Source organism: Shewanella sp. KJ2020, from assembly GCF_024197625.1.
GTDB lineage: Bacteria > Pseudomonadota > Gammaproteobacteria > Enterobacterales > Shewanellaceae > Shewanella.
In genome coordinates this window covers 30,429-53,287 of record NZ_JAKUKD010000012.1, presented here as the reverse complement: position 1 = coordinate 53,287, position 22,859 = coordinate 30,429, and the positions used below count along the sequence as shown (strand labels likewise).

The following is a 22,859-nucleotide window of genomic DNA, read 5'->3' as shown; positions in this document are numbered from 1 at the left end:
TTTAGTTTAACTCTTTTTTAACCTTTTTTGGGTAATTTTTTGGTCTTTTTCAAGATGCCATAGGGTGAGATGTTCACCCCAGCAGCACCCCGTATCTAACGCTTTTAATTGGGGATCGTTAACTTTCCCCATTAGGGCAGCCCAATGGCCAAAGACGAATGTGTGGCTTTGACGTAGTGGTGATGTAAATTCAAACCAAGGGCGTAACTGTGGATTCGTGCAATTTTCAGGGGGTTGTTTACAGGCAAAATCTAAGTGGCCATCCACATGGAGATAACGCATTCGAGTCAGAGCATTAATACAAAAACGTAATCGAGCTATGCCTAATGCCGTTGGTTCCCAACGCTCTGAGGTATCCGTATACATCTGACTGATTAATGCATCAAGGTAGTCATCTTGCTTGAGTGCATGACTAACAAGTGCTGATTCTTGTCTAAGTGTTTCTAATGACCACTGCGGAGGCACGCCCGCATGGGTCATAATAACTCGCTGTTCGGGTAATTCCCGCATGAGCGGTTGTTGTCTCAGCCAATCCACTAAACCATCAATATCGGGTGCATTGAGCAGTGATGTGAGGTTATCGCTGGGTTTATCCCGTTTTAATTTGCCATGGAGGGCGAGCAGATGCAGATCATGGTTGCCCAATACGGTTTTGGCCGAGTCGCCGAGGGATTGGAAATAGCGCAGTGTGGCTAAAGAATCCGGGCCGCGCGCCACAAGATCACCCACAGCCCAGAGTTCATCTCGGGATGGGTTAAAGTCGACTTTTGCGAGTAATCTCTGTAATTCGACGAAACAGCCTTGAATATCACCAACAAAATAATGGGCCACAATATCCTTTCTACCGCTAAATCAATGTAACAGACCAGGTGTTGCTAAACGGAAGGGTTTAATGATCGCTTTAAAGCGTTCACCCGATTCGCTGACCATACCATAAGTGCCGTGCATGATGCCAAGGGGCGTATCCAGCACTGTGCCACTGGTATATTGATAGGCAGTATTCGGGGGGATTGTTGGGGTTTCACCCACAACGCCTGCGCCTTGAACTTCACTGATATTGCCATTGGCGTCGGTGATAATCCAATGGCGGGTTTCAAGTTTTGCCGCTTGATCGCCGAGGTTGATAATGGTGATGGTGTAACTGAAGAGGTACTTTTCATCCTTGGGGGAGGATTGCTGCTCAATATACTCAGTTTTGACTTCGACTCGAATAGAGGTATCCAATGCGCTCATTTTCATTCCTGCAATGAGGTTGGGCGCTCAGTTGTGCCCAACATTCTTAGCCTAATTAAGCTTTTTTATCACATACCATGTTTGCCATCGCCACATATTGCTCGACGCTGATCTGCTCTGGTCGCTGGCTTTGATCTATGCCTAGTTGCTCAAATTCTGCATCACTGAGCATATGTTTGAGGTTATTGCGCAATGTCTTGCGGCGCATGTTAAATGCAGTAGTGCAAAGCTGGCGCAGCACGTTCACATCTTTACATGGGAAAGGCTTTTCTGCATAGGGTAAAAGGCGCACAACCGCAGAGTCCACCTTAGGGGCCGGCGTAAAGCTGTGGGGCGGGACTTCCAGTACGGGCACGACTTGGCAAAAGTACTGCGCCATAACAGTTAAACGGCCGTAGGCTTTGCAACCTGGGCTTGCCGATAAACGTAGGACGACTTCCTTTTGCAGCATAAAGTGCATGGTTTCAATCTGCTCGGCAAATTCGAACAGGTGAAACATCAGAGGTGTTGAGATGTTATAGGGCAAGTTACCAAAAACTTTGAGTTTTTTACCAGGAACGCTGAGCTGACTAAAATCAAACTGCAGGGCATCACCTTGGTGAATGGTCAACTTATCCTTAAGAACAGGATGTTGGTGCAAGCGTTCAACCAGATCGCGGTCTAATTCCACTACGGTTAAATTATCGACTGCGAGTGCGACGGGCTCAGTTAAGGCGCCAAGGCCCGGGCCGATTTCTACCATCACATGGTCATTATCGGGGGCGATAGCACCCACAATGCGGTTGATCACATTGCCGTCGGTTAAAAAGTTTTGTCCAAAACGCTTTCTGGCCGTGTGGCCTAAATGTACTTTGTTGCTCATTAATAATGTAATCGTTTAGTTTTTTGAGGATAACTCAATGGCTTTATTCAGAGCACAGACAAAACTACCGATATCGGCCTTGCCTGTACCCGCGAGATCGAGCGCCGTACCATGGTCAACCGAGGTACGGATATAGGGTAAACCTAAGGTGATGTTTACCGATTTGCCAAATCCCTGTGACTTGAGAACGGGGAGCCCTTGGTCATGGTACATGGCCAAAACGACATCGGCGTCCTGTAGATATTTGGGTTGGAATAGGGTATCGGCCGGTAATGGGCCGACAATATTCATTTGATACTCTTCCCTTAATTCATTCAGTGCAGGGATGATCACATCGATTTCTTCCCGCCCTAAATGTCCGTCTTCACCCGCATGGGGATTTAAACCACAGACATAGATTTTAGGTGAGCTAATGCCAAATTTACTGATAAGGTCGGCATGTAAGATCTTGATAATATGATGTAACCTTTGGCGTGTAATCGCCTTTGCCACATAGGCAAGCGGAATATGGGTGGTGACTAGCGCTACCTGCAATCCCGGTGTTGCTAGCATCATGACCACATCGGGGCAATTTGCTTGGTGAGCAAAAAACTCCGTATGGCCGCTAAAGGAAATGCCCGCTTGATTAATAATCCCTTTATGTACTGGGCCAGTGACGACGGCATCAAACTCGCCACTCATATTTTTTTCACCGGCATAGCGAAGGGTTTCAACTACATAGGCACTGTTCTGTTCATCGAGTTGACCACATACGGCCTGGCTGACTAATTTGAATGGCGCTATGGTTAAGGTGCCGGCCTCTTGGGGTCTTGGCGCTTGATCTGGCAGATAGGGACGAAAAGCCACTGGCAGACCGAGTCGTTTTGCACGACTTGCCAATAATTCGGGATCCGCACAAACGACTAACTCAGCGGGCCAAGCCCGCTGAGCCAGTTGTACGACTAAATCGGGACCGATACCCGCAGGTTCACCCGGGGTAACGGCAATACGTTTAGTGGTCAATTCTACTTAACCTCGGTTGGTCTCAGGCGCAAAGATTTCAATGTATGCGTCAGAACGCATTTCGTCTAGCCAGTTTTGCAGTTCTTCATTAAATTTGCGACGGAAGATCAATTGGTGCGCACGGTTACTGTTGAACTGATCCGTGGCATCGGTTTTTCTGCGCTCTTCTAATTGGGTGATGTGCCAGCCGTGGGTGGTACGGAAGGGTTCACTGATCTGATCTGGGCTTAAGCTATTGAGCGTTTGCGCAAATTCAGGCACATAAATGCTTGGCTCTGCCCAGCCCAGTTCGCCACCTTTGGTCGCAGAACCTGGATCTTCTGAGTATTGACGGGCTAAGTCTTCAAACTTGGCTTCACCCGAACGGATTTGTTTTAGGAACTGTTCCAGCATGGCTTTAGCGCGGTCTTCAGACAGAATTGGGGATGGCTTGAGCAGAATATGACGGGCTCTGACTTCCTCAATCTCTTTGGTTTGTAAGCCACGTGCATCCATGATCCTGATGATATGGAAACCCGCACCACTCTTGATTGGGCCAATAATGTCGCCAGTTTTAGCGCCGTTGATCACTTCAGCGAACAGGGTTGGCATTTCGTTGATATTCATATAATCCCAAATACCGCCTTCCAGTGCCTTAGGGCCAGAGGAAGATGCAATAGCGGTACGGCGGAAATCTTCACCTGCCTTTAAACGCTCCAAGACGATATTGGCACGTTTGCTTGAGGCTTCCAGTTGTTCACTGGTTGGATTGCTTGGCACGTCAATCAGAATGTGGCCGATTTGGTATTCCACATCCTTCATACCTTGTTCTTGGATAAGTTTGACTAGGCTAGTAATTTCCTGTGGTGAAACTTGAATACGGCGTTGAACTTGAATGCGTTGAATTTCACCTAGGGTGATTTCCTCGCGCAGTTGCTCGCGGTATTGGCTAAAGCTTAAGCCTTCACTTTCGATCTTTTGCTGCATTTGTGCCACGGACATTTTTTGTTCGCGGGCAATATTTTCAATGGCTTGGTCTAATTGTAGATCACCAATATGCAGACCGATACGATCCGCCATTTGCAGTTGTAGGCGGGTTAAGATCAAGCGCTCAATAACTTGGGTACGTAAAGCGCTGTCGGACGGTAGCGACTGGTTTGCCGCTTTGGCATTGGCTTTAACTGTGTCAATCATGTTAGTGATTTCACTTTCGAGCACAATACCGTCATTAATTTGGACCGCAACATGGTCGAGTTGCTGTGGCGCGGCCAATGTAGGTTGGCTGATGGCGAGTGCAAATAAAGCAAAAATCAGATGTTTACTGGGTTTCATCCACAAAATCCTTGGCACATTCTAAGGTCAGGTTCGACGGCTTATTTAAGTTAACTTTACCATTTATATCGAAATTACAGCGAGTTGCCTCAGTGTTATTTTGCTGGCGACTCAATAAAGAGTGCGACCTCGGCGGTTGAACTTGGCCTTGTTCCCTATTGGCTAGGGCGTCGCACTGCTTTCATTAACCTGTTTGGACTCTCAGTCCTGGTTGAGGTTCAGCAATCTATCACAATTCTTTGCTAATTCCTCAGATAAAGCGGTTTTCTGTAGTTAAATAGGCCGTCATTGAGCATATCTGTCACGCCTAATGGGCCTGAGCCACCGAGTCCTTTGATAACGAGGTTTAAGTAGACACCGCTTTCAAACTGTTCTCTGTCATCAATGGTGGCCGAGCCTATGTTGTCATCGTAATTGGTTTTGATCCGGTAGTGATAGCTGAGTCGAAGAGCATAGCAGCAGGATTCGTATTGGAAGCCAGTATAGGTTTCGACACTGCGGCTTTCATTGAGATCATAATACCAGTTGCCGACAAAATAGAGGTTGTCGGTCACAGGCCATGCACCGCGAATACCCGCTTGGGAAATATTCACTAAATCATTGGTATTTGAGTTCAATAAATCGGGCACATAACGATAGCTCAGTTGCAGTAACTTATTGGCTTCTGGGCGGAAGTCTAAGGTGACTTCGGTCTTCTTGTTATCGCTGGTGTTGGTATCGTACTGGATGGCAGCGCCTAAGTACCAGTCATGGCTCAGACGGGTATCTAACTCGGCCGCGAGTACAGATGTTGATTGATTTTGCTCGAAAATATTATCTTCGTAACCTAGCTTACTGTCTTGAAGATAAAAAATCTGCCCTAGGCTGAATTTAGTCACTTCTTGGCTATGATCGTCTAATAGGCGAGTCGTCACACCTAGGGTGACTTGGTTGGTATCGGCTATGCGATCAAGGCCAGAGAAACGGTTTTCACGGAACAGACCAAAGTAGTCGTCCTGCAATTGGGCGGTATCATAGATGCCAATGCCACGCTGATCTTCATAACCTACATAAAGGTATTGGAACTGTGGTTCGAGTGTTTGACGGTAGTTTTGCTCAAACAGTTCTGTAAAACGTTCGAAGTTGATCTGGCCGTTGAGTCGTAGCTGCGGAATAGTGCGGCTGACCGATTCATCTAACTCTTCGGTTGGGTCGTTATTCTGTTGCCAATAATTTGTTTGCATCAGTTTCACTTGGCTAGTGAACGAACCGGAAGGGCCATGGATAGGCAGGGTCACGCTCGGTGCCATGTGCATACGCGTCGCGGTGTTGACGTCGCTATCCTGATGGGAAAAGTTAGTCAGCTCTGAATTAAAGCCAAAGTCGAGATTTTTCCAGAAGTCGGCTGCCCGGTAATTAAAATTCACCTGTGGCATGACTTGGTAAGGCTTTTCATCTTCGCCGAGGACTTTAATATCCTGTACTCGGGTGCTGATATCCCAATTACGCTCAAAGTAACTTACCTCACCAATTCGGGATAATTGGTTGTCTGTGGCGCGGTTAACGTCGGACTTTAAGTCATTGAAGTAGTTGTTATCTGAAACTTCAGTAAAGTTGGCTTGCACGCGCCAGTTTTTATCTATCGCGCCTTGATGCTGCCAGTTATACAGATAGCGATTCGGGCTGCCATCGATAAGTTCATCATTACCCAGGTATTCAAAATTCAATCGACCTTTCTGGGCTTCACCTGTGAGATAACGAAACTCGGTTTTTGTAAATAAACCCCTGTTTGTCATGTAGTTAGGTGTAAAGGTTAAATCATACTCAGGGGCGATGTTCCAGTAATAGGGCGCCGAGACTTCAAAGCCATTGGTGGTGCTAGTGCTAAAGCTTGGGTAGAGGAAGCCGGACTTACGCTTATCGGATACAGGGACCGTCATATAGGGGATATAAAATACTGGAACGCCGCCGACCCTCAGCTTTGCATTCCAAATCTCCCCCCATTCTTCTTCACTATTAATCTTGATTTTCTCGGCTTCGAGCAACCAAGACACATTGTCCGGTGGACAGGTAGTGAAGTTAGTATTTGTGAGGATCAAATTGTTATTCATGGTAATTTGCAGTTTGTCGGCATCGCCGTGAACCTGCTGACCATGGAGCCAATATTGGGCACCTTTAAGGGTGGCGCGATTAGAGCGCATTTGCGCCTGTAATGACTCTGCGGTAACTGTGAAGTTACTGTCTTGGAATACTAAATTGCCATTGGCATCGAATTGTTCAGTGGCTTGATCGAGAATCGCCTCATCGGCAGCTATGTGTCTGTCGCCTTGGCTAAACACGACATCACCCGTAAAAATGGCCTGCTTACCCATTTCAGCATTAGATCTATCGGAAACAATCCGAATTTTATCTAGGTCAGCCGCGTCCATCCCGGGTTGAGATACGATTCGGGGTACTGGCGGTTCGATTATGCATTGGGATGCGGTTGCGGTTGGAGATTCGTCTGCCAGGACTAATTGCGGTAACAGGCTCAGGGCCAGAAGGTAACGGATCTGCATCTTAGGTCAATGATTATGATTTCTTAGTCTGGACAAGTATCGACGGGGAAAGTTGCAATATACAAGTGCAACATCGCTAAATAAATCTCTCAATTTCTTAGCTGTTTCCAAATTATATGCCAGCTATAATAAAGCAATTTTTCTTTAAGAGCCATGAAATGACTTTATCCGATCCGAGATTTATTTCCCTAAACCTGTGGCTGAACCGTTATTTTTCCTGCGATGTGACTCCTGTGTTGATTTCAGGTGACGCGAGTTTTAGACGTTACTTTCGGATAATCACGGCGGATGCAAGCTACATTGCTGCCGATTCCCCGCCCAAGCTTGTGCCTATCGCCCCTTTTATCGCCTTATCTCATGCCTATGAGAGCGCAGGGCTGACTGTGCCCCAAGTCATCGCCTCCGATGCCGAGCAAGGTTTTATGTTGCTCAGCGATCTCGGTGATACCCAGCTGTTATCTGTGCTAACGCCGTTGAATGTCGGTGATTATTATCGCCGCGCCTTAGCATTATTGCCGCAAATTGCCGCTGTGGTTGATAGCACAAACCCAGAGACTGGGATGGCTCAGGCCCTGCCACTATACGATGAGGCCTTTGTGCGCCGTGAATTAGGTATTTTTACCGAATGGCTGCTAGGGCAGCATTTGCAGCTTGAATTAAGCTTAAGCGAACAGGATTTACTTAGCCAAAGCTTTGATATTTTGGTGGATAATGCCCTGTCTCAGCCTAAGGTTGGAATGCACCGCGATTTTCACAGTCGTAACCTTATGCTGCAGAATGACCAGCTGTGTGTGATCGATTTCCAAGATGCGGTCATTGGCCCTGTAACCTACGATGCAGTGTCCCTGCTGCGGGATTGTTATGTCCGCTGGCCGCAGGCAATGGTTGCGGACTTAATGGCACAACATTATCGGCAAGCCCTAGAACATGGGTTTATCCCGCAGGATGTGAGTTTCGAGCAGTATCAGCGTTGGTTTGACTTGATGGGACTACAGCGTCATATCAAGGCGGCGGGGATCTTTGCCCGTTTGCATTATCGAGACAATAAACCCGCTTATATGGCCGATATCCCGCTGACCTTAACTTACATTGTCGATATCGCGCAGACTTATAGCGAATTAGCCCCGCTGGCGGCATGGCTGCAGGCAAAGGTATTGCAGGTATTTAATGCTGCCAGAGGCGAAGGGGAAAATCGATGAAAGCCATGATCCTTGCGGCGGGAAGGGGTGAGCGTTTAAGGCCGTTGACCGATACTGTGCCTAAGCCTTTAGTGCCGGTATTAGGCAAGCCCCTCATTATTTATCATATTGAAAAGCTTGCGGCTTTAGGTATTGTCGATATAGTAATTAATCATGCTTGGCTAGGGCATACACTCCTTGAAACCCTAGGCGATGGCAGTGCCTTTGGGGTGAATATTCGTTACAGTGCCGAAGACACGGCATTGGAAACCGGTGGTGGAATTAAACGGGCATTACCCCTGTTGTGTGAAGGTGGAAATGATGCTCCTTTTTTAGTGATCAATGGCGATGTTTTTATCGATGCTTTGCCGCCATTATTACCACTGGCCGATGATGCCTTAGCTCATCTTTGGCTCGTGCCTAACCCTGAGCAGCACCCCAATGGGGATTTTGCCTTAGTGGACAATCGAGTGTATGAGCAGGGCGACACTAAGTACACCTTCTCAGGGATGGGAATTTATCATCCTAGGTTGTTCAACGACACGCCCGAGGGCGCGTTTGCTTTAGGCCCACTGCTGAGGGCTCAAATGGCTCAGGGGCGAGTCAGCGGCGCGATGTTTAGGGGGCTTTGGTGTGATGTTGGCACGCTTCCACGCCTGCAAGCGCTCGAATCCCACTTGCAAAATAATGGGTAAATCGAGCGATTAGCTTATCCCAGCATATTGGGTAGATATATTAAATACATTATTAAAATCAGGAAATAAGATGCGGCTTTGGGGTAAGTTTTTTGGCTTTGTAATTGGCTTTATGTTCGGCCGTTTCTTTGGTGCCTTGTTAGGTTTATGGCTTGGGCATCTTTACGACAAGCGTGGCAGTGGCGGTGGGAGTTTCAAACACATTCTTGGACAGGCGAAAAATCGCCAGAGTATTTTCTTTAACACTACCTTTGCGGTGATGGGCCATGTTGCTAAGGCATCCGGGCATATCACAGAAACCGATATTCGTATTGCGACGCTGTTAATGGATCAATTGCGCCTTACCGGTGATGCCCGTAAAGAAGCTCAGCAGGCTTTTCGGCAGGGGAAGGCAAGCGACTTTGATTTACGTAGCAGCCTACAGGCATTTCGCGCCGTGACCATGGGGCGAAAAGAGCTGGTGCAGATGTTTATTGAGATCCAGATCCAAACGGCACTGTCCGATGGTGAGCTTGATCCAGCGGAGCAAGCTATCCTAATGACTGTGGCTCAAGAACTCGGCTATGGTCGTGAACAGCTAGATGAATTGCTCAAGCGTTGGCAGGCGGAGTATCGTTTCCATCAGACTTCAAACGGTAATAAAACCTCTATTACCGACGCCTATGACTTACTGGGGATCACTCTAGATGCGAGCGATCAAGAGGTAAAACGGGCCTATCGCAAGTTGATGAATGAACACCATCCCGATAAGTTAATCGCCAAAGGTTTGCCGCCGGAGATGATGGAGCTGGCCAATCGTAAGGCTCAGGATATTCAGGCCGCGTATGACAGGGTTAAATCGGAACGTGGAATGCGTTAGCCATCTGGTTAGCTTTTGTCGACGTAAGGAATAGTTAATAATCATAAGGATTTAAGATGAAATACGCTAACCGATTGTTCGTTATTGCAAGTTTACTTCCTGCCACGCTCGCCTTGCCGTTAGAGGCGAAGACCGAGAAGACCGACATGTTTATTGCTCCCTTCGGTGGCTACAGTTTTGGCGGTGGCCAGTTTGAAATCAATCAACTCGATGACAATAACCAAGAGACTGACAATACACAGGAAATCGGGGTCGAAGAGTCGAGCCATTATGGCTTCATACTGGGGATTAACACTAATGATCCTGGCAATATGTATCTGCTCTATAGCCGTCAATCCTCAGAGCTGAAGAGTGGCGGGCTATTTACTCCGGATTTTTTAACCTCATTAGACTTAGATTACATTCACTTAGGTGGAACTTTATATTTCCCTAGTGGTGATTTACTGCCCTATATCACCGCCAGTGCGGGGGTCACTCGCATGATGCCTGATGAGTGGTCAACCGAAACGCGTTTTTCCATGGGGATAGGTGGAGGTGTCGAATATAACCTCGCCTCGAATTTTGCGCTGTTCGCTGATATCCGGGGTTATGCTACTTTTATCAACAGTGACAATACGCTTTTTTGTAATGAAAACGAATGCCTATGGCATGTCACGTCGGATTTAATGTGGCAGGCGCAGGCCAATCTTGGGCTGAAAATCAGCTTTTAGATGAGCGCGTTATTGTATAAGTTGTCCTAAAGGAGGAGTCACGGCATGAAGATAGTCGTTCTCGATGGTGAAACCTTAAATCCCGGTGATTTGAGTTGGCATGACCTCAGTGAATTGGGGGATTTTGCCTGTTTTCCTCGCACCGCCAACCACGAGATTATCCCTAGGGCAGGGGACGCCGAGGTTATCTTTACCAATAAGACGCCGCTTAATGCCGACACGTTAGCTCAATTGCCACGGCTGAAATACATAGGCGTGTTGGCAACGGGCACAAATGTGGTGGATTTAGCGGCCGCAAAGGTGCGCGGTATTGTTGTCACTAATGTGCCTGCCTACGGTCCCGATGCTGTTGCTCAAATGGTATTTGCCCATATTTTACACCACACTCAAGCCGTTGCCGCCCACCATCAAGCCGTTGTCGATGGCCAGTGGGCGAATGGCAAGGATTTTTGTTTTACCCTAACGCCGCTGCAATCGCTTAAGGGGAAGACATTAGGCCTCATTGGTTATGGCGATATAGGTCAGCAGGTCGCAAAAATTGCCCTTGCATTTGGTATGCAGGTGTTAGTGAATACGCGTACGGAACCCGCCCACTTACCCCAAGGCGTCAGCTGGACATCGCGGGATAAGGTCTTCAAAGAGTCTGATATTTTATCGCTCCACTGCCCATTAACCCCAGAGACAACCGAGCTGATTAACGCTCAAACCCTCGAATTAATGAAGCCGAAGGCATTACTTATCAATACCGCCCGCGGTGGCTTAATTGATGAGGCAGCGCTGGCGGCGGCATTAGCGCAGGGCAAAGTCTTTGCCGGCGTCGATGTGTTATCGACCGAGCCTCCGAGCGCGGATAACCCGCTGTTACATGTACCCAATATTAGTATCAGCCCGCACAATGCCTGGGCGACTAAGGAAGCGCGGCAAAACTTACTTAATATCGCGACGGCAAATCTCAGCGCTTATTTCGCTGGCGAGCGAGTTAATTGGGTGAATCCCTAAGGCTTGTGGGTTAGCTTGTTCCTGTTGAATACGCTTTTATTCCAAAGAAACTCAGTTGGAACTGAAGAGCGTTAAAAATGTGTTGGATAGTTCCGTTAACGGCATAAAACTTGGTTCAGATGATATTTAGCGCTGTGTTATAGGTAAGCCATGGTATTCGCTCTCCGACACGCAGCAAGTCCATCCTTGGATGCTCGACCGCCCCATCTGATGTGAAAGGATTCACAAATGCCGCGATGGCATGGACGCCAAAGAGCGGCCATGGGGCGGACGATCGTCTCGCTAATCACCATGGCTAGCCTTTTTAGCATTAGCGTAATCTGTAAGTTTTAAAGAAATACACAGCACGTTTTGGGACATTTCTAAGTTAAACTTTTAGCTCGAATTAGTAAGTTTCGAATTAAAATTTCTATGGGTAATGCCCAATTAAGGTGTGAGCCACGCTACCACGACACTCAACGTGAGGAATCACTCTTAAATTGTTTGTGAGGCCTTAGCTTGAGAATAATCCCAAAACTTATAGTTAAGCGAACTCTCAGTTGTATTTATTGCACTAATTATTCTATCAGCCTCTTCTTTCGAGATTTCTCCCGCTTTCATGCGTTTAATAGTATTCTTCTTCGTCTCAGCGCGCTCTTTAAACCTTTGACGGTTTAGATCGATACCTTGGATATACGTTTTAGCTATAAACCTTAAAAGATCAGCGTGGGCAACGCAAAATTCAATATACGGTTTAATACTAGCGGTAACATCTTCCCAGCACTGACTGCCATCTGCGAGTTGATCAAAATCGCAAGGCTTAATAATTCTATTTTGGGGTATGCTGGATTTTTCCACACCTGATTCAACGTAGATTTTTCTGGCCAACTCAGAGCAGTAAGAATATTTTTTAGCTGGTTTTTTACTTGGAAAAATAAGGTAAGGTTGCTCGAGGTAATATGCACATGTCTTCATTATATTTTGATGATGTTTATCAGTCACTTCTTTACAACGAATAACCTGCCAATCGGCCTCTACACCATTCAATAAATCTGGGATAACTCTTGGTGAAACTCCAATTTTAGGCACAGCATCAACACAAATAAAATCCATTTGAGATACTATTACATGACTGGACCTTGCTTTCGAATACACACGCTTCTGAGCTTTTAATAACGCCTTTGATGTTCCCGCAGTTCCTAGAACAAGAATGATATCGCCGGGTTGCAAGGTATCAGTAAATGCATTCAACCCATCAACAAATGCATTTTTTTCTCCTCTCACCATTTTTCTATAGATAGGTAAATGTTCTTTTGTAATACCAGCATATAATCCAACCATATCCAACTGCCTATCAGACATTTGTTTAAACTGATTGATTGCATCAAGCTGCTTACTTTCGCTGCCACCCATTTCTCTGAATACTTGTGCTGTTGCTGTTCTTGATATTGCTTTTTGAATACTACCCAATTACATGCCTCCCTTATTCTATGTGGATACAAAAGGCCTAACGTCTTAGTATTTATGCGCTGCGCTGTTTGCAGGGCATAAATCGCTTGTTGGACTTGGCCATTGCCACATCCATGTCAATTGGTATAAATGATGCTATAGGAATTTGCTTTTTTGCGGTAGCGGTTTTTATACCGCTGAAGCTAATCACTTAATATTGTTTCATATTTCTCATTATTTTACGCTCACGTCTAGCTCATTATTGAGTTTGATTGACAGCGTTCAGACTGATACTCGCACCACATTTTCTTATTGGTTAACGTAATTGCGGTTGGAGAACTGATAAGGCAAGAGCTCTGTAGTATTACTAAAATTGGGTCAATGTTTTGATGTTGGAGTTAGCTAGAGGTCATTTTGCTAACGAAGAATGGGGCAATAGCTTTTTAGCTAAACGAACAGCAGAAGTGTTAGTTAAGATTGGCATTGTTGCACCAGTGACCGTTGGCGACATGGATGTCGCCGTCGAGCCTATATGGATATATTCACGGCGAGTCACTGGGGAAGCAATGACAATTAATGCGTAATGCGCGTAGCTCAACTGTCTTGCTTTGGGGCAATATCTTTTTAGCTGAACGAACAGCGAAAGGGTTAGTTAGGATTGGCATTGTTGCAACAGTGACCGTTGGCGGCATGGTTGCTCATTCACATCCATGTGATCGCAACATTCGTAAATCCATATACAGCAGATGCCGCCGTCGAGCCCTCAGGGATGAGTTTATGGCGTGTCACTGGGGAAACAGTGACAATCCTCCTCAATGCCCCTGATAACAAAATTATATGGCTTTGGATCAATATCTTTTTAGCTGAACGAACATTTAGAGGGATAGTTAAGATTGGCATTGTTGCAACAGTGGCCGTTGGTGGCATGGCCGCTCTTTCACATCTGACCCATAGGGATATGGGAAATGCCACTATGATGTCGGGAACATCATCGGCCATGTGAACGCGGCATTTGCACTTCCATGTGTTACATATGTCGCCGTCGAGCTTATAGGGACAACTCTTGTTAAATAAAGGGGCGGCGTGTCACTGGGGAAACAATGGCAATTCCCCCTGTACACCAGCAATTCATCATCTCAGCTTTAGCGCTTTTCTTTGGGTATAAAAGAAAGGCGCTTCGCATCATTACTGTTTACGCTTTCTTCTGCGCCAAACGTAAGCCCCGAGTAAGGCGGCGATAACGGCAAGGCTTAAGGCTACAGGTTTTTTCAGTTTATGGTATATCGCATTCCACTCGGCAATTTGGTTGGCCTTTTCCCTTGCGACTGCGCGGTCAAAATCCGGCGTTTCACACTGTAAGCCAAAGTTTTCAGCCCAAGGAACAAAGGGGCCGTTGGCGACGTATTTTTTGTAGTAGCGGCGGGCGAGTTCATCATCGCGATATAACACCCAACCTGTGGCTTGACACAACAGCGCCGCATAGGCTTGGCTGTTGTGTGGCACGAGATCGGCCGCCTTACTTGCCAGTTCTGCGGCTTGGTAGCGATAGTGGAAACGTTTATCCGGAATCGCTTGGCTGGCACTAATGCGTTGCTTCTCTTTATCGTTGAGTTTATCCGCAGTATACCAATCACTTAAGTCGAACATCCCGGCGTAAATCGAATAATCCGGCGCTAATTCAAAGCCTAAGATTTCCATACCTTGATGACGTGCGAGTTCTGCGGCAGACCAATAGGCTTGGGCGCTCTCAATGCCTTTGTTACTCTTGGCCTTGGTCAATGCCTTGCCATAATCTTGCACGTTGGCATTGAGTGTGGGATTGCTGAAATAAGCAGGAGCTTCGGCAATCGCGCCTTCACGCAGTAAGCGACGACCAAGTAAGTAGCGTAAGCGATTGTTAATAGGCTCAACACTATCGTACCAATCGCTGTCCTTGGGATATTCGAAATTCACCACCGGCACATGCTCGTCGATAAACAGCTTAAGCTCGGCCGTGGTCAGTACGCGCTCGGCCACATAGGCTATGTCTTGCCAGTATTCATCGCCACTGGCGAGTAACTGATGTAGGGCATCGATATATTCACCGCGCTCAAGGGATAATACCCCTTGTTCGGCTCGAATACGGCAATAGGTTGCTTGTTCGGTATCGGCTTGAATTGCCTGCTGCTGGGTTTGGTTGGCATCACCCCTAGGCTTACTGGTGTCGGCTTGCTCGGGAAAGTGACGAACCGCCTCTGCGTAGGCCTTAGCCGCTTCAGCCTGATCGCCCTTTTGTAGCATCAATTTTGCCCTAAGCCACCAGGTGAGGCCGCTCGGCTGAGCGAGTGCTAAGAGGCGTTCTGCACTGGCATAATCCCCGAGTTGGTAATAGATAGCCGCCAAGGTATCACCCTGGGTGAGCACTACGCCATCGGTTGGAAATACCTTGAGGATCTCGGCAACCTTTAAGCCCATATCCGACAGTTGGCCGTCAAAGGCAAATTCATTAGTGCTGCTTTGCCAGTAGGCAATCAATAACTGCTGCACACTTGCCTGTTGTAACAGGATTTTTAGCTCGGTAATGTCTTTAGCCATTAAGCTGCGACTTAACATTAAAAGCGAATCATAGCCACCACTGTCACCCTGTGCAGCTTGGGTGGCATAGAGTTCAATGACCTTATCTAAGTTGGCAGGGCTTAATGCAACCTCAACCTTGGGCGGTTCATATTCAGCAGGGGAAACTTGGGTTAAAGGCTGGCCTTGGTGCAGCAAAATATAGGCCTGCTCCCCAAGGCTCGCTAGGCTTAAACGTAGTGGATCGGCACTGCCTCGAGCGACTTCAGTTTGCAGTTGGGTCAGGTAGGCCGTGGCGCGATTAGCATGCTCGGGATCCGTTGACGTTTGACTTAAGATTAGCTCAATACGAGAGAGTGAATAGAGCGCCCACAGGCTGCGTCCGGCACGCTCTTGTTCTGGTAATTCAATCACTTTACTAAAATAGCGGCTCGCTCTGTCGTAGTCTTTTGCATCGAAAGCGACCGCCCCTAAGGTGTACCATATTAGAGCCTGTGGAAGGTCATCATTTAGCTCAGCGGCGATTTGCTCGGCTGCAACCGGGCTAGGGGCATCACGCAGGGCATTGACTAAGGCCAAATGGGCCTCATTCAGTTCAGTATGCTCAAAGGCGCGGGTTTGGGATAAGTAACGACTATGCACTTCATCCCATAGATATTCCTGTGCGGCTGGCGCATCTTGGAATTGCCAAGGTAAAGGTTTTGCGAGGGACATTAACTGCTGGCTAAAGGCCGTTTGCGGTAAATAACTGAGATGACTCTGTCTGTCTTGGGTCAATTGCAAAGGGAAATCGGGGCCGCAGGCGAGGAGCATAGGGGAAAATAGGCTGAGGCAGATGAGCGTGGTCTTTTTAAGCATAAAAGCCCGATTGGATGCTGCGATTGTGGACGATGATTTTGGCTTATTGCGCATAAATTCCCTGTAAAGATAATGACTCACAACGGGCCCAGCCTATCACTCTTTGGCCACCGGGGTTGAGTTTAGTCGTTGTTTTTGAAGCTGGATTAGCCGCCGATGGCGCAAAAGGCTCTGGGGTTTGAGCCCTTAATTGCCACTCTAATAGTCCTGGCTTTGGCGTGACTCGGTAACCATTTTGCGCATCATACCCGCTGCAAGCCTTTGCTGCTAGAGACACAGTACTGGGCAGATCGCCTGCAATATTGCCTTTGTTTACTAAGGCGAGCCGAAAGAGTTGCGGCTGTGTATTCAAACTGAGCTGTGGTGGATTGGCTGTTGCAATGTCACCTTGGGCCGCGATTTTATTATCGTCCAGAATAGCTAATTCTATGCTGGCACTGAGTTTTTCACCCTTGGCCACCGCGATTAGCGTGTTGAGTGGCCAAACGCGCTTATCACCTTCAAGGGGCAGCCTAAACCAAATAATACCTCTAAGCCTATCATCTGTGGCAGTCTCTAGGCGCTGCACAAAAGCGTACAAAATCTCTGGATTGGCTTGCAGTTCTTGCACTGTATCTGGAGAGCGAGTCTGATCCCGCAGCGGCGTTTCACTCTCCACTTTATAACCTGAAGGTGTGCTGATCACCGCCGAGCCATAGGTGGGGAGTGCAATAAGATAGGGCACAGTGCTGATATTTGAGAGTTGCTGCACCCATTGCCAGCCAAGATTTGCATCGAACAGTCCGAGGCGCGGGTCACTCACACTGTGAATTTGCAGCACCAGTTCATCGATAGTGCTGAGTAATGGCGGAAAATCGGCACTACTCAGCCAGGCGGGCAGGGCGGTAATGCTGAGTTTAAGCTCTGCTGGTAGCTGGGTTTTAAGCTTTTTTAGAAAATCCCGATAGGCGGGGAGTTTACTGCTGGCGCTGTCGTGATCGATTTCAACACCAGCGATGTGGGTGCCTTTTTTCCGCCAACTATTAAGTACTTGGCTGATTTTATTGATCACATCTTCATCATTTAAATGGCTAAGCTGGCCATCTAAGCGGATCACGGCGACTTTAGGTCTAGGATCAGCCTGTAGCCAAGCATGATTGACTGAGACCTCAAACCAAATGTCCGCGCCATAGGGTTTAGGGTGGGCCTGCAGGGTTAAAATGCGCAATCCTTGGAATGCCCCTTGGCTTTGCTCTAAGGCCGTTTGATTGGCGGGGCGCCATTGTCGCTGCCAGATATAGACTTCCTGCGAAAGTGGAGCACGAATAGCTGCGGATTCTGAAACGGCTTTTGTTGGATAATTGGCATTTGGGTTTGCCGTGAGTTCACTCGGTTCCGATGCGGGCTGACAGGCGCTCATCAATACGGCGGCGCTCAACAAAGCGCATAATAACCCTTGATTTCGGCTAATGTTTTTAACCAGATTGCCTATGCCCATACTACTGCTATCGATTCCGTTTTGAGTGAGGCATTACTATGCCCGAAAAAGCCCGCTTTTACACCGCGGTCAAACTTCTGATAATGCCCACTAAGCTTGGTTTTCCTTTTGGTGTCTTGTTAATCAATATTAGAACTCAGATCTCAAAAATCAGGATCGACTTGAAAGTGCATCCGTTCACGGGTAACGGGATGCTGCAGCATCAATAAATCCGCATGCAAATGCAGGCGATTGGCGCGAGTGCCGTAGAGGTCGTCACCGACAATCGGGGTATTGAGCCCCTCTGAGTGGGCGCAGTGAACTCTGAGTTGGTGGGTTCGGCCCGTTTTTGGGTACAGATATACGCGGGCTGTACGGGCCATTTCATCAATTTGGCTCAATTCCCAATGGGTTTCGGCTGCTTTGCCAAATTCATGACAAACGAGTTGTCTCGGTCTATCGTCTAAATCGCCACGTAGGGGCAAAGATATTTGGCCTGTTGCCTTTTTGTCCGCCATGACGGTAGGAATACCGTCTAACAGTGCCACATAGCGTTTAGTGACAGTGCGCTGGATAAACTGTTTTTGTAGCTGTTTATGGGCATCTTTTGTCAGCGCTATCACCATTAATCCCGAGGTCGACATATCGAGCCTGTGGACGATAAGCGGCCCAGTCGCATGGGGAAAGGCTTGGCGCATCCGCGCATACACTGAGTCTTCAATTTCTTTGCCGGGCACAGATAAAAACTCGGCGGGTTTATTCACAATCGCCATAGCATCGTCTTGGTAGAGGATGCTTAAGGTTTTGCCTTCGGCGGGGTTCATCAGCAGCGGATTATCATCGACAACGAGCCCTTCGAGCATATGTCCTAGAATTGGTTGGCATTTTCGCAGGCAGGCGGGATAAAACTGTTTGTGTTGGCGGATTTCCGATTTTGGCGGCGCGCCCCACCAAAATTCGGCAATCGCCAATGGCTTAAGGCCATGTTTAAAGGCGTAATGTAGCAGCTTGGGCGCGGCACATTCCCCCGATCCCGCGGGTGGCGTTAGCTCAACTGTGCCTTTAAATATGCCGTTAAGGCTCTTTTCTGTGCCGAGAATATTCAAAAAACGATACTGCTCAAACAGCTTTTGCTGCAGCGCGGCCGAGAGCTGTTTGCGCTCTTGTCTTAAGACGTCGCGCTTATCTGTGAGTTGGCTTAGCGCTTGGCTAACGGCATTAATCTGCTGATCCCAATAGTGTTTTATATCCCTTAACTGATTTTTTTCATTGATGCTTTCTTGGCTGAGTTTAGCTTCGATGGCTGCGTTTTCATGCTGTTTTTCATCGCTGGGGACACTTGTCAGTTGGTTTGCGAGCTGGCTACGCTGCGTTTTACGGGACTTACGGCCAGCTATCATCAATTGTCTGTGGGCGGCGAGTTGGGTTTCGGCTTGGGTTTGCTTAGTCACCAGTTCCTCGTTAAGGCGAGGAATATCGGGGTGAGTTTCTAAAGCCGCTAATTGCTGATTGAGTTTATTGATTTGCAGGTTTTCGGCGTGGAAAAAGTTATCCTTCGCCAGCATATCAAACACGGGCGGCACAAAGCGTGGCCAATGGTTTTGCTCGGCTAACTTACCCGAAAATGCCGACAAATAGCCCACTTCACCCTGCGGATTTTGCACCAGCAACACCCCAAACATCTTGCCTATGGCGCCCGTTAGTTCACCCGTGAGACCAAAGTTATGTTGCCAATCCTGTTGAGACTCAAGGTGCTGTTGCAATTCTGCGGCGGCGATAACGCACAGTGGATGTGGTTCGTAATAGAAAGGAAAGGTAAAACGCTGCGGCAGGGCATAGGCATCAATGGCTTGTGTGAAAGAGGTAAAGCAAGAAGGCTGAAGATGCATATTAGGTTTTACTTATCAGAGTTAAGCCACGACTTAGGGGTTAAATGCAGCATGGCAATGGGGTTAAGTACAGCGTGGGCAAATACAGTGTGCAACAGTGCCGTGCAGCAAAGGCGCTAGTTTACTCCGTCGGTTTGGGTGGGTCACTTTTTATTGGTAAAGGTTCTTGATGCTGTACTGTGTTGAAAAAGGGAAATGGCGTTGCAGCCCATTTCCCTTTGATGTGTAGTTTGTGCTTGAGGTCAATGTAAAACGGCTAAGCCCGCTTAAAAGATGACTTTTACCTTGCTGGCGCTATCGAGTGCTTTATTCACGGCGCTGTCGATATCGATATCACGGGCAAGCGCAACCCCTAAACGGCGGCGGCCATCAATATCGGGTTTGGCGAATAATCTCAGTTGAGTGTTGACCGCCTCTAATGCCGCACCAATCCCTTGGTAGCGGATATTGCTTGAGGTGCCTTCGGCCAAAATCACCGCCGAGGCGCTTGGGCCATGCTGATGGATATTGGGGATGGGTAGACCCAGAATCGCTCTCACATGCAGGGCAAATTCCGATAAATCTTGGCTGATAAGTGTGACTAAGCCTGTGTCATGTGGCCTTGGTGAGACCTCGGAGAAATACACATCATTGCCTTTAACAAATAGTTCTACGCCAAATAATCCATAACCGCCAAGGGCTTCAACGACTTTACTAGCAATCGCTTGGGATTTTGCGAGCACTTCATCTGACATAGCCTGTGGCTGCCATGACTCACGGTAATCACCATCTTCTTGCCTGTGGCCAATGGGCGCACAAAAATGAATACCATTGACTGCGCTCACGGTTAATAGAGTGATTTCATAATCGAAGGGAATAAAACCTTCGACTATTACGCGTCCACCGCCGGCGCGGCCACCTTCTTGGGCGTATTGCCATGCTTTATGGCTTAGGGTGATATCGCGAATAACGCTCTGGCCTTTGCCCGAAGAGCTCATCACTGGCTTGACCACACAGGGCACACCTATCTTGCTAATAGCTTGATTAAACTCGGTTTCAGTATCACAGAAAAAATAGGGTGACGTCGGTAAACCTAAGGTTTCAGCGGCGAGGCGACGAATACCTTCTCTGTCCATAGTGAGCTTAGTTGCCCGAGCGGTTGGGATAATATTTACCCCTTCGGCTTCCATGTCCACTAAGGTTTGGGTGGCGATGGCTTCAATCTCTGGGATGACTAAGTGTGGTTGTTCTAATTCGATAATAGCCCGCAGCGCTTTAGCATCGAGCATATTGATCACATGGGAGCGATGGGCAACTTGCATTGCGGGGGCGTTGGGGTAACGGTCAACACCAATCACTTCAACGCCTAAGCGTTGCAGTTCAATGGCGACTTCTTTGCCAAGTTCACCGCAGCCGAGCAACATGGCGCGTCGTGCGCCCTCAGTGTAGGGAGTGCCTATCATGTGTGGGTACCTTTGAGATTGTAGGGATTTTTAGTTTTATATTTGCGCTCTAGGTCGCGCTCTAGATCGCAATCGTGGCGCTAGTTTAGCTTGAACATACCCTATGATCATGGCGTAAATTGACAAATGTGTGCCAGATCTAAATAAAAAAGCAATATTCATCTGGTCCTATGACACTAAACTTCGTGGTTATTCATTTACCTATAGCGAGTTTGTGCGTCATCCACTAATCTTGTGGAGTGGAGTCAATATTATTAGTACAAGGAGCCTTTATGTTCTTAGATTATTTTGCGTTAGGTGTTCTTTTGTTTGTCATTATTATCATGTTTTATGGTGTGATTGCCATTCATGATATTCCCTATGAAATTGCAAAAAAGCGTAATCATCCCCAGCAGGATGCACTCCATATTGCAGGCTGGGTGAGTTTATTTACCTTGCATGCCATTTGGCCATTTTTATGGATCTGGGCCACTTTATACCGGGAAGATCGTGGATGGGGGTTTAATACAGTTATGAAGCGTGAACAAGTATTAGAGGATGATGTTGCTGAGTTAAGGCAAACAGTGACAGAGTTGCAGTCCCGCCTGCAAAAATTAGAATCGACACCTTCGTCGGTCGATGATGCTAAACTTAGCAATAAAGTAGAGGTATAACATGGATTTATTACTTATACTTACCTATGCCGCCATTTGTATTGTTATCTTTAAAGTCTTTAAAATCCCACTGAATAAATGGACTGTCCCTACGGCGGTGTTGGGGGGCGTCTTCATTATTGGCGCTTTGCTGCTGCTGATGAATTATAACCACCCTTATTCTCGTTTCTCCCGTGAGTATTTTGCCACCATTCCTATTACACCTGCAGTTAAAGGATTGGTCACTTCGGTCGAAGTCAAACCTAATATGCCTGTAAAACAGGGCGATGTGCTATTTCGTCTCGATCCTATTCCCTTTGAAGCCACAGTAAAACGTAAACGTGCCGCTTTGATGGAAGCCGAGCTCGAAGTGCCACAACTCGCCGCCGCCTGGGAATCGGCTAAGGCAAATGTCGAGCGTGCGAGGGCCGATAAAGACCGTAATAAATCTGCCTTCGAGCGTTATGAGCTAGGCCGTAAGAAGGGCGGCGCAAATTCGCCATTTACTGAACTGGAACTCGATAATAGACGTCAATTGTATTTAGCCTCCGAGGCACAACTGACTGTCGCAAATGCCGAAGAGCTGCGAGTTAGATTAGCCTATCAATCTAATATTGATGGTGTTAATACTAAAGTGGCAGGCTTACAAGCGGATTTAGACAGCGCCCTTTATGACTTAGCTCAGTCTGTGGTGCGTGCGCCAGCCGATGGCATGGTCACCCAAATGGCATTGCGTGTGGGTGCTATGGCCGTGCCTTTACCTTTACGCCCAGTGATGAGCTTTATTCCCGACGAGGAGCGGTATTTTGCTGGGGCGTTTTGGCAGAATTCCTTGCTGCGTTTACAGGAAGGTGATGAGGCCGAGGTCATTTTGGATGCCGCGCCAGGACAGATCTTTAAGGGGAAAGTAGCAAAAATATTACCCGCCATGGCTGAAGGTGAAATTCAAATGAGCGGTGCACTGCAATCGTCGGATCGACTTTTTCAAAATGGTCGGGTGATTGTGCTGATTGATATTGAAGATGATGCGATACGCAAACAATTCCCCGCGGGGGTTTCTGGTCAGGTCGCTATTTATACTGAACATTTCCATCATGTTGCTGTGATGCGTAAAGTATTACTGAGGATGCAAGGTTGGCTGAATTACTTGTTTTTTGATGGACATTAGTGCATTAAATTACTGAGTTAATTCGGTTACATTATTTTGTAAAGTCC

20 protein-coding genes are annotated in these 22,859 nt (G+C 47.4%); 9 read left to right on the top strand and 11 right to left on the bottom strand.

Going from position 1 to position 22,859, the window contains the following annotated elements; genetic code table 11:
- Window positions 1-6 precede the first annotated feature (6 nt).
- From MJO46_RS07610 to lptD, 6 genes are all read right to left on the bottom strand, one after another.
- On the bottom strand, window positions 7-831 hold the full coding sequence (locus MJO46_RS07610; RefSeq protein WP_253988803.1) for a symmetrical bis(5'-nucleosyl)-tetraphosphatase: 825 nt from the start codon (window positions 829-831) through the stop codon (window positions 7-9).
- Window positions 832-852: 21 nt separating this feature from the next.
- Window positions 853-1,233, bottom strand: a complete 381-nt coding sequence (gene apaG, locus MJO46_RS07605) for a Co2+/Mg2+ efflux protein ApaG (protein WP_253988802.1) — start codon at window positions 1,231-1,233, stop codon at window positions 853-855.
- Between the two features lie 55 nt (window positions 1,234-1,288).
- Window positions 1,289-2,095, bottom strand: a complete 807-nt coding sequence (gene rsmA / locus MJO46_RS07600; RefSeq protein ID WP_007650321.1) for a 16S rRNA (adenine(1518)-N(6)/adenine(1519)-N(6))-dimethyltransferase RsmA — start codon at window positions 2,093-2,095, stop codon at window positions 1,289-1,291.
- Window positions 2,096-2,110: 15 nt separating this feature from the next.
- Window positions 2,111-3,097, bottom strand: a complete 987-nt coding sequence (gene pdxA, locus MJO46_RS07595) for a 4-hydroxythreonine-4-phosphate dehydrogenase PdxA (RefSeq protein WP_253988801.1) — start codon at window positions 3,095-3,097, stop codon at window positions 2,111-2,113.
- 6 nt (window positions 3,098-3,103) lie between these two features.
- Window positions 3,104-4,408, bottom strand: coding sequence for a peptidylprolyl isomerase SurA (gene surA / locus MJO46_RS07590; RefSeq protein ID WP_253988800.1), 1,305 nt, complete (start codon window positions 4,406-4,408; stop codon window positions 3,104-3,106).
- Between the two features lie 242 nt (window positions 4,409-4,650).
- A complete protein-coding gene (gene lptD / locus MJO46_RS07585) occupies window positions 4,651-6,945 on the bottom strand; it encodes an LPS assembly protein LptD (protein WP_253988799.1) in 2,295 nt (764 codons plus the stop codon).
- A gap of 116 nt (window positions 6,946-7,061) precedes the next feature.
- On the opposite strand from lptD, the gene MJO46_RS07580 reads away from it, so the two are divergent.
- The 5 genes from MJO46_RS07580 to MJO46_RS07560 all read left to right on the top strand — a co-directional run bounded on the left by MJO46_RS07580 (window position 7,062) and on the right by MJO46_RS07560 (window position 11,386).
- Complete coding sequence (locus MJO46_RS07580; protein ID WP_253988798.1) at window positions 7,062-8,144, top strand: aminoglycoside phosphotransferase family protein; 1,083 nt, start codon at window positions 7,062-7,064, stop codon at window positions 8,142-8,144.
- Window positions 8,141-8,818 carry an N-acetylmuramate alpha-1-phosphate uridylyltransferase MurU gene (murU, locus tag MJO46_RS07575; RefSeq protein ID WP_253988797.1) on the top strand — a complete coding sequence of 226 codons (678 nt, stop codon included), beginning with the start codon at window positions 8,141-8,143 and terminating at the stop codon, window positions 8,816-8,818. Before MJO46_RS07580 ends, murU begins: the two co-directional genes overlap by 4 nt.
- Window positions 8,819-8,888: 70 nt before the next feature.
- Entirely contained in the window at window positions 8,889-9,677 is a 789-nt protein-coding gene (gene djlA / locus MJO46_RS07570; protein ID WP_253988796.1) for a co-chaperone DjlA, read from the top strand.
- Between the two features lie 56 nt (window positions 9,678-9,733).
- Window positions 9,734-10,387 (top strand): outer membrane beta-barrel protein, encoded by a 654-nt coding sequence (locus tag MJO46_RS07565; RefSeq protein ID WP_253988795.1) that lies wholly within the window; start codon window positions 9,734-9,736, stop codon window positions 10,385-10,387.
- A 45-nt stretch (window positions 10,388-10,432) separates the two neighbouring features.
- Entirely contained in the window at window positions 10,433-11,386 is a 954-nt protein-coding gene (locus MJO46_RS07560) for a D-2-hydroxyacid dehydrogenase (RefSeq protein ID WP_253988794.1), read from the top strand.
- A gap of 474 nt (window positions 11,387-11,860) precedes the next feature.
- Here MJO46_RS07560 and MJO46_RS07555 read toward each other — a convergent pair whose 3' ends face one another.
- The gene (locus tag MJO46_RS07555; RefSeq protein WP_088212992.1) at window positions 11,861-12,835 is read right to left on the bottom strand and encodes a YiiX/YebB-like N1pC/P60 family cysteine hydrolase; all 975 of its coding nucleotides are present in this window, start codon (window positions 12,833-12,835) and stop codon (window positions 11,861-11,863) included.
- A gap of 368 nt (window positions 12,836-13,203) precedes the next feature.
- Here MJO46_RS07555 and MJO46_RS07550 point away from each other — a divergent pair, with 368 nt between their 5' ends.
- Together MJO46_RS07550 and MJO46_RS07545 are read left to right on the top strand one after the other, a co-directional pair.
- Window positions 13,204-13,398 carry a hypothetical protein gene (locus MJO46_RS07550; protein ID WP_253988793.1) on the top strand — a complete coding sequence of 65 codons (195 nt, stop codon included), beginning with the start codon at window positions 13,204-13,206 and terminating at the stop codon, window positions 13,396-13,398.
- 110 nt (window positions 13,399-13,508) lie between these two features.
- Entirely contained in the window at window positions 13,509-13,817 is a 309-nt protein-coding gene (locus tag MJO46_RS07545) for a hypothetical protein (protein ID WP_253988792.1), read from the top strand.
- Window positions 13,818-13,999: 182 nt separating this feature from the next.
- Here the strand turns inward: MJO46_RS07545 and MJO46_RS07540 are convergent, their stop codons facing one another.
- The 4 genes from MJO46_RS07540 to purT all read right to left on the bottom strand — a co-directional run bounded on the left by MJO46_RS07540 (window position 14,000) and on the right by purT (window position 21,012).
- Entirely contained in the window at window positions 14,000-16,279 is a 2,280-nt protein-coding gene (locus MJO46_RS07540) for a hypothetical protein (protein ID WP_253988791.1), read from the bottom strand.
- The gene (locus MJO46_RS07535) at window positions 16,269-17,702 is read right to left on the bottom strand and encodes a DUF3142 domain-containing protein (RefSeq protein ID WP_253988790.1); all 1,434 of its coding nucleotides are present in this window, start codon (window positions 17,700-17,702) and stop codon (window positions 16,269-16,271) included. Before MJO46_RS07535 ends, MJO46_RS07540 begins: the two co-directional genes overlap by 11 nt.
- Window positions 17,703-17,845: 143 nt before the next feature.
- Window positions 17,846-19,570 carry a pseudouridine synthase gene (locus MJO46_RS07530; RefSeq protein WP_253988789.1) on the bottom strand — a complete coding sequence of 575 codons (1,725 nt, stop codon included), beginning with the start codon at window positions 19,568-19,570 and terminating at the stop codon, window positions 17,846-17,848.
- A gap of 266 nt (window positions 19,571-19,836) precedes the next feature.
- Window positions 19,837-21,012, bottom strand: a complete 1,176-nt coding sequence (gene purT / locus MJO46_RS07525) for a formate-dependent phosphoribosylglycinamide formyltransferase (RefSeq protein ID WP_253988788.1) — start codon at window positions 21,010-21,012, stop codon at window positions 19,837-19,839.
- A gap of 272 nt (window positions 21,013-21,284) precedes the next feature.
- Here purT and MJO46_RS07520 point away from each other — a divergent pair, with 272 nt between their 5' ends.
- Window positions 21,285-21,665 carry a DUF3302 domain-containing protein gene (locus MJO46_RS07520; RefSeq protein ID WP_253988787.1) on the top strand — a complete coding sequence of 127 codons (381 nt, stop codon included), beginning with the start codon at window positions 21,285-21,287 and terminating at the stop codon, window positions 21,663-21,665.
- 1 nt (window position 21,666) lies between these two features.
- Window positions 21,667-22,812, top strand: a complete 1,146-nt coding sequence (locus MJO46_RS07515) for an HlyD family secretion protein (RefSeq protein WP_253988786.1) — start codon at window positions 21,667-21,669, stop codon at window positions 22,810-22,812.
- The last annotated feature ends 47 nt before the right edge of the window (window positions 22,813-22,859 follow it).

Excerpts from the sequence above, each read along its gene's own strand:
- rsmA (WP_007650321.1), bottom strand. The coding sequence starts at position 2,095 with ATGAGCAACAAAGTACATTTAGGCCACACGGCCAGAAAGCGTTTTGGA.
- murU (WP_253988797.1), top strand. The coding sequence starts at position 8,141 with ATGAAAGCCATGATCCTTGCGGCGGGAAGGGGTGAGCGTTTAAGGCCG.
- MJO46_RS07540 (WP_253988791.1), bottom strand. The coding sequence starts at position 16,279 with ATGCGCAATAAGCCAAAATCATCGTCCACAATCGCAGCATCCAATCGG.
- purT (WP_253988788.1), bottom strand. The coding sequence starts at position 21,012 with ATGATAGGCACTCCCTACACTGAGGGCGCACGACGCGCCATGTTGCTC.
- MJO46_RS07530 (WP_253988789.1), bottom strand. The coding sequence starts at position 19,570 with ATGCATCTTCAGCCTTCTTGCTTTACCTCTTTCACACAAGCCATTGAT.
- MJO46_RS07535 (WP_253988790.1), bottom strand. The coding sequence starts at position 17,702 with ATGGGCATAGGCAATCTGGTTAAAAACATTAGCCGAAATCAAGGGTTA.
- MJO46_RS07565 (WP_253988795.1), top strand. The coding sequence starts at position 9,734 with ATGAAATACGCTAACCGATTGTTCGTTATTGCAAGTTTACTTCCTGCC.
- lptD (WP_253988799.1), bottom strand. The coding sequence starts at position 6,945 with ATGCAGATCCGTTACCTTCTGGCCCTGAGCCTGTTACCGCAATTAGTC.
- surA (WP_253988800.1), bottom strand. The coding sequence starts at position 4,408 with ATGAAACCCAGTAAACATCTGATTTTTGCTTTATTTGCACTCGCCATC.
- MJO46_RS07520 (WP_253988787.1), top strand. The coding sequence starts at position 21,285 with ATGTTCTTAGATTATTTTGCGTTAGGTGTTCTTTTGTTTGTCATTATT.
- apaG (WP_253988802.1), bottom strand. The coding sequence starts at position 1,233 with ATGAGCGCATTGGATACCTCTATTCGAGTCGAAGTCAAAACTGAGTAT.
- MJO46_RS07560 (WP_253988794.1), top strand. The coding sequence starts at position 10,433 with ATGAAGATAGTCGTTCTCGATGGTGAAACCTTAAATCCCGGTGATTTG.
- djlA (WP_253988796.1), top strand. The coding sequence starts at position 8,889 with ATGCGGCTTTGGGGTAAGTTTTTTGGCTTTGTAATTGGCTTTATGTTC.
- MJO46_RS07515 (WP_253988786.1), top strand. The coding sequence starts at position 21,667 with ATGGATTTATTACTTATACTTACCTATGCCGCCATTTGTATTGTTATC.
- MJO46_RS07550 (WP_253988793.1), top strand. The coding sequence starts at position 13,204 with ATGTTGGAGTTAGCTAGAGGTCATTTTGCTAACGAAGAATGGGGCAAT.
- MJO46_RS07580 (WP_253988798.1), top strand. The coding sequence starts at position 7,062 with ATGCCAGCTATAATAAAGCAATTTTTCTTTAAGAGCCATGAAATGACT.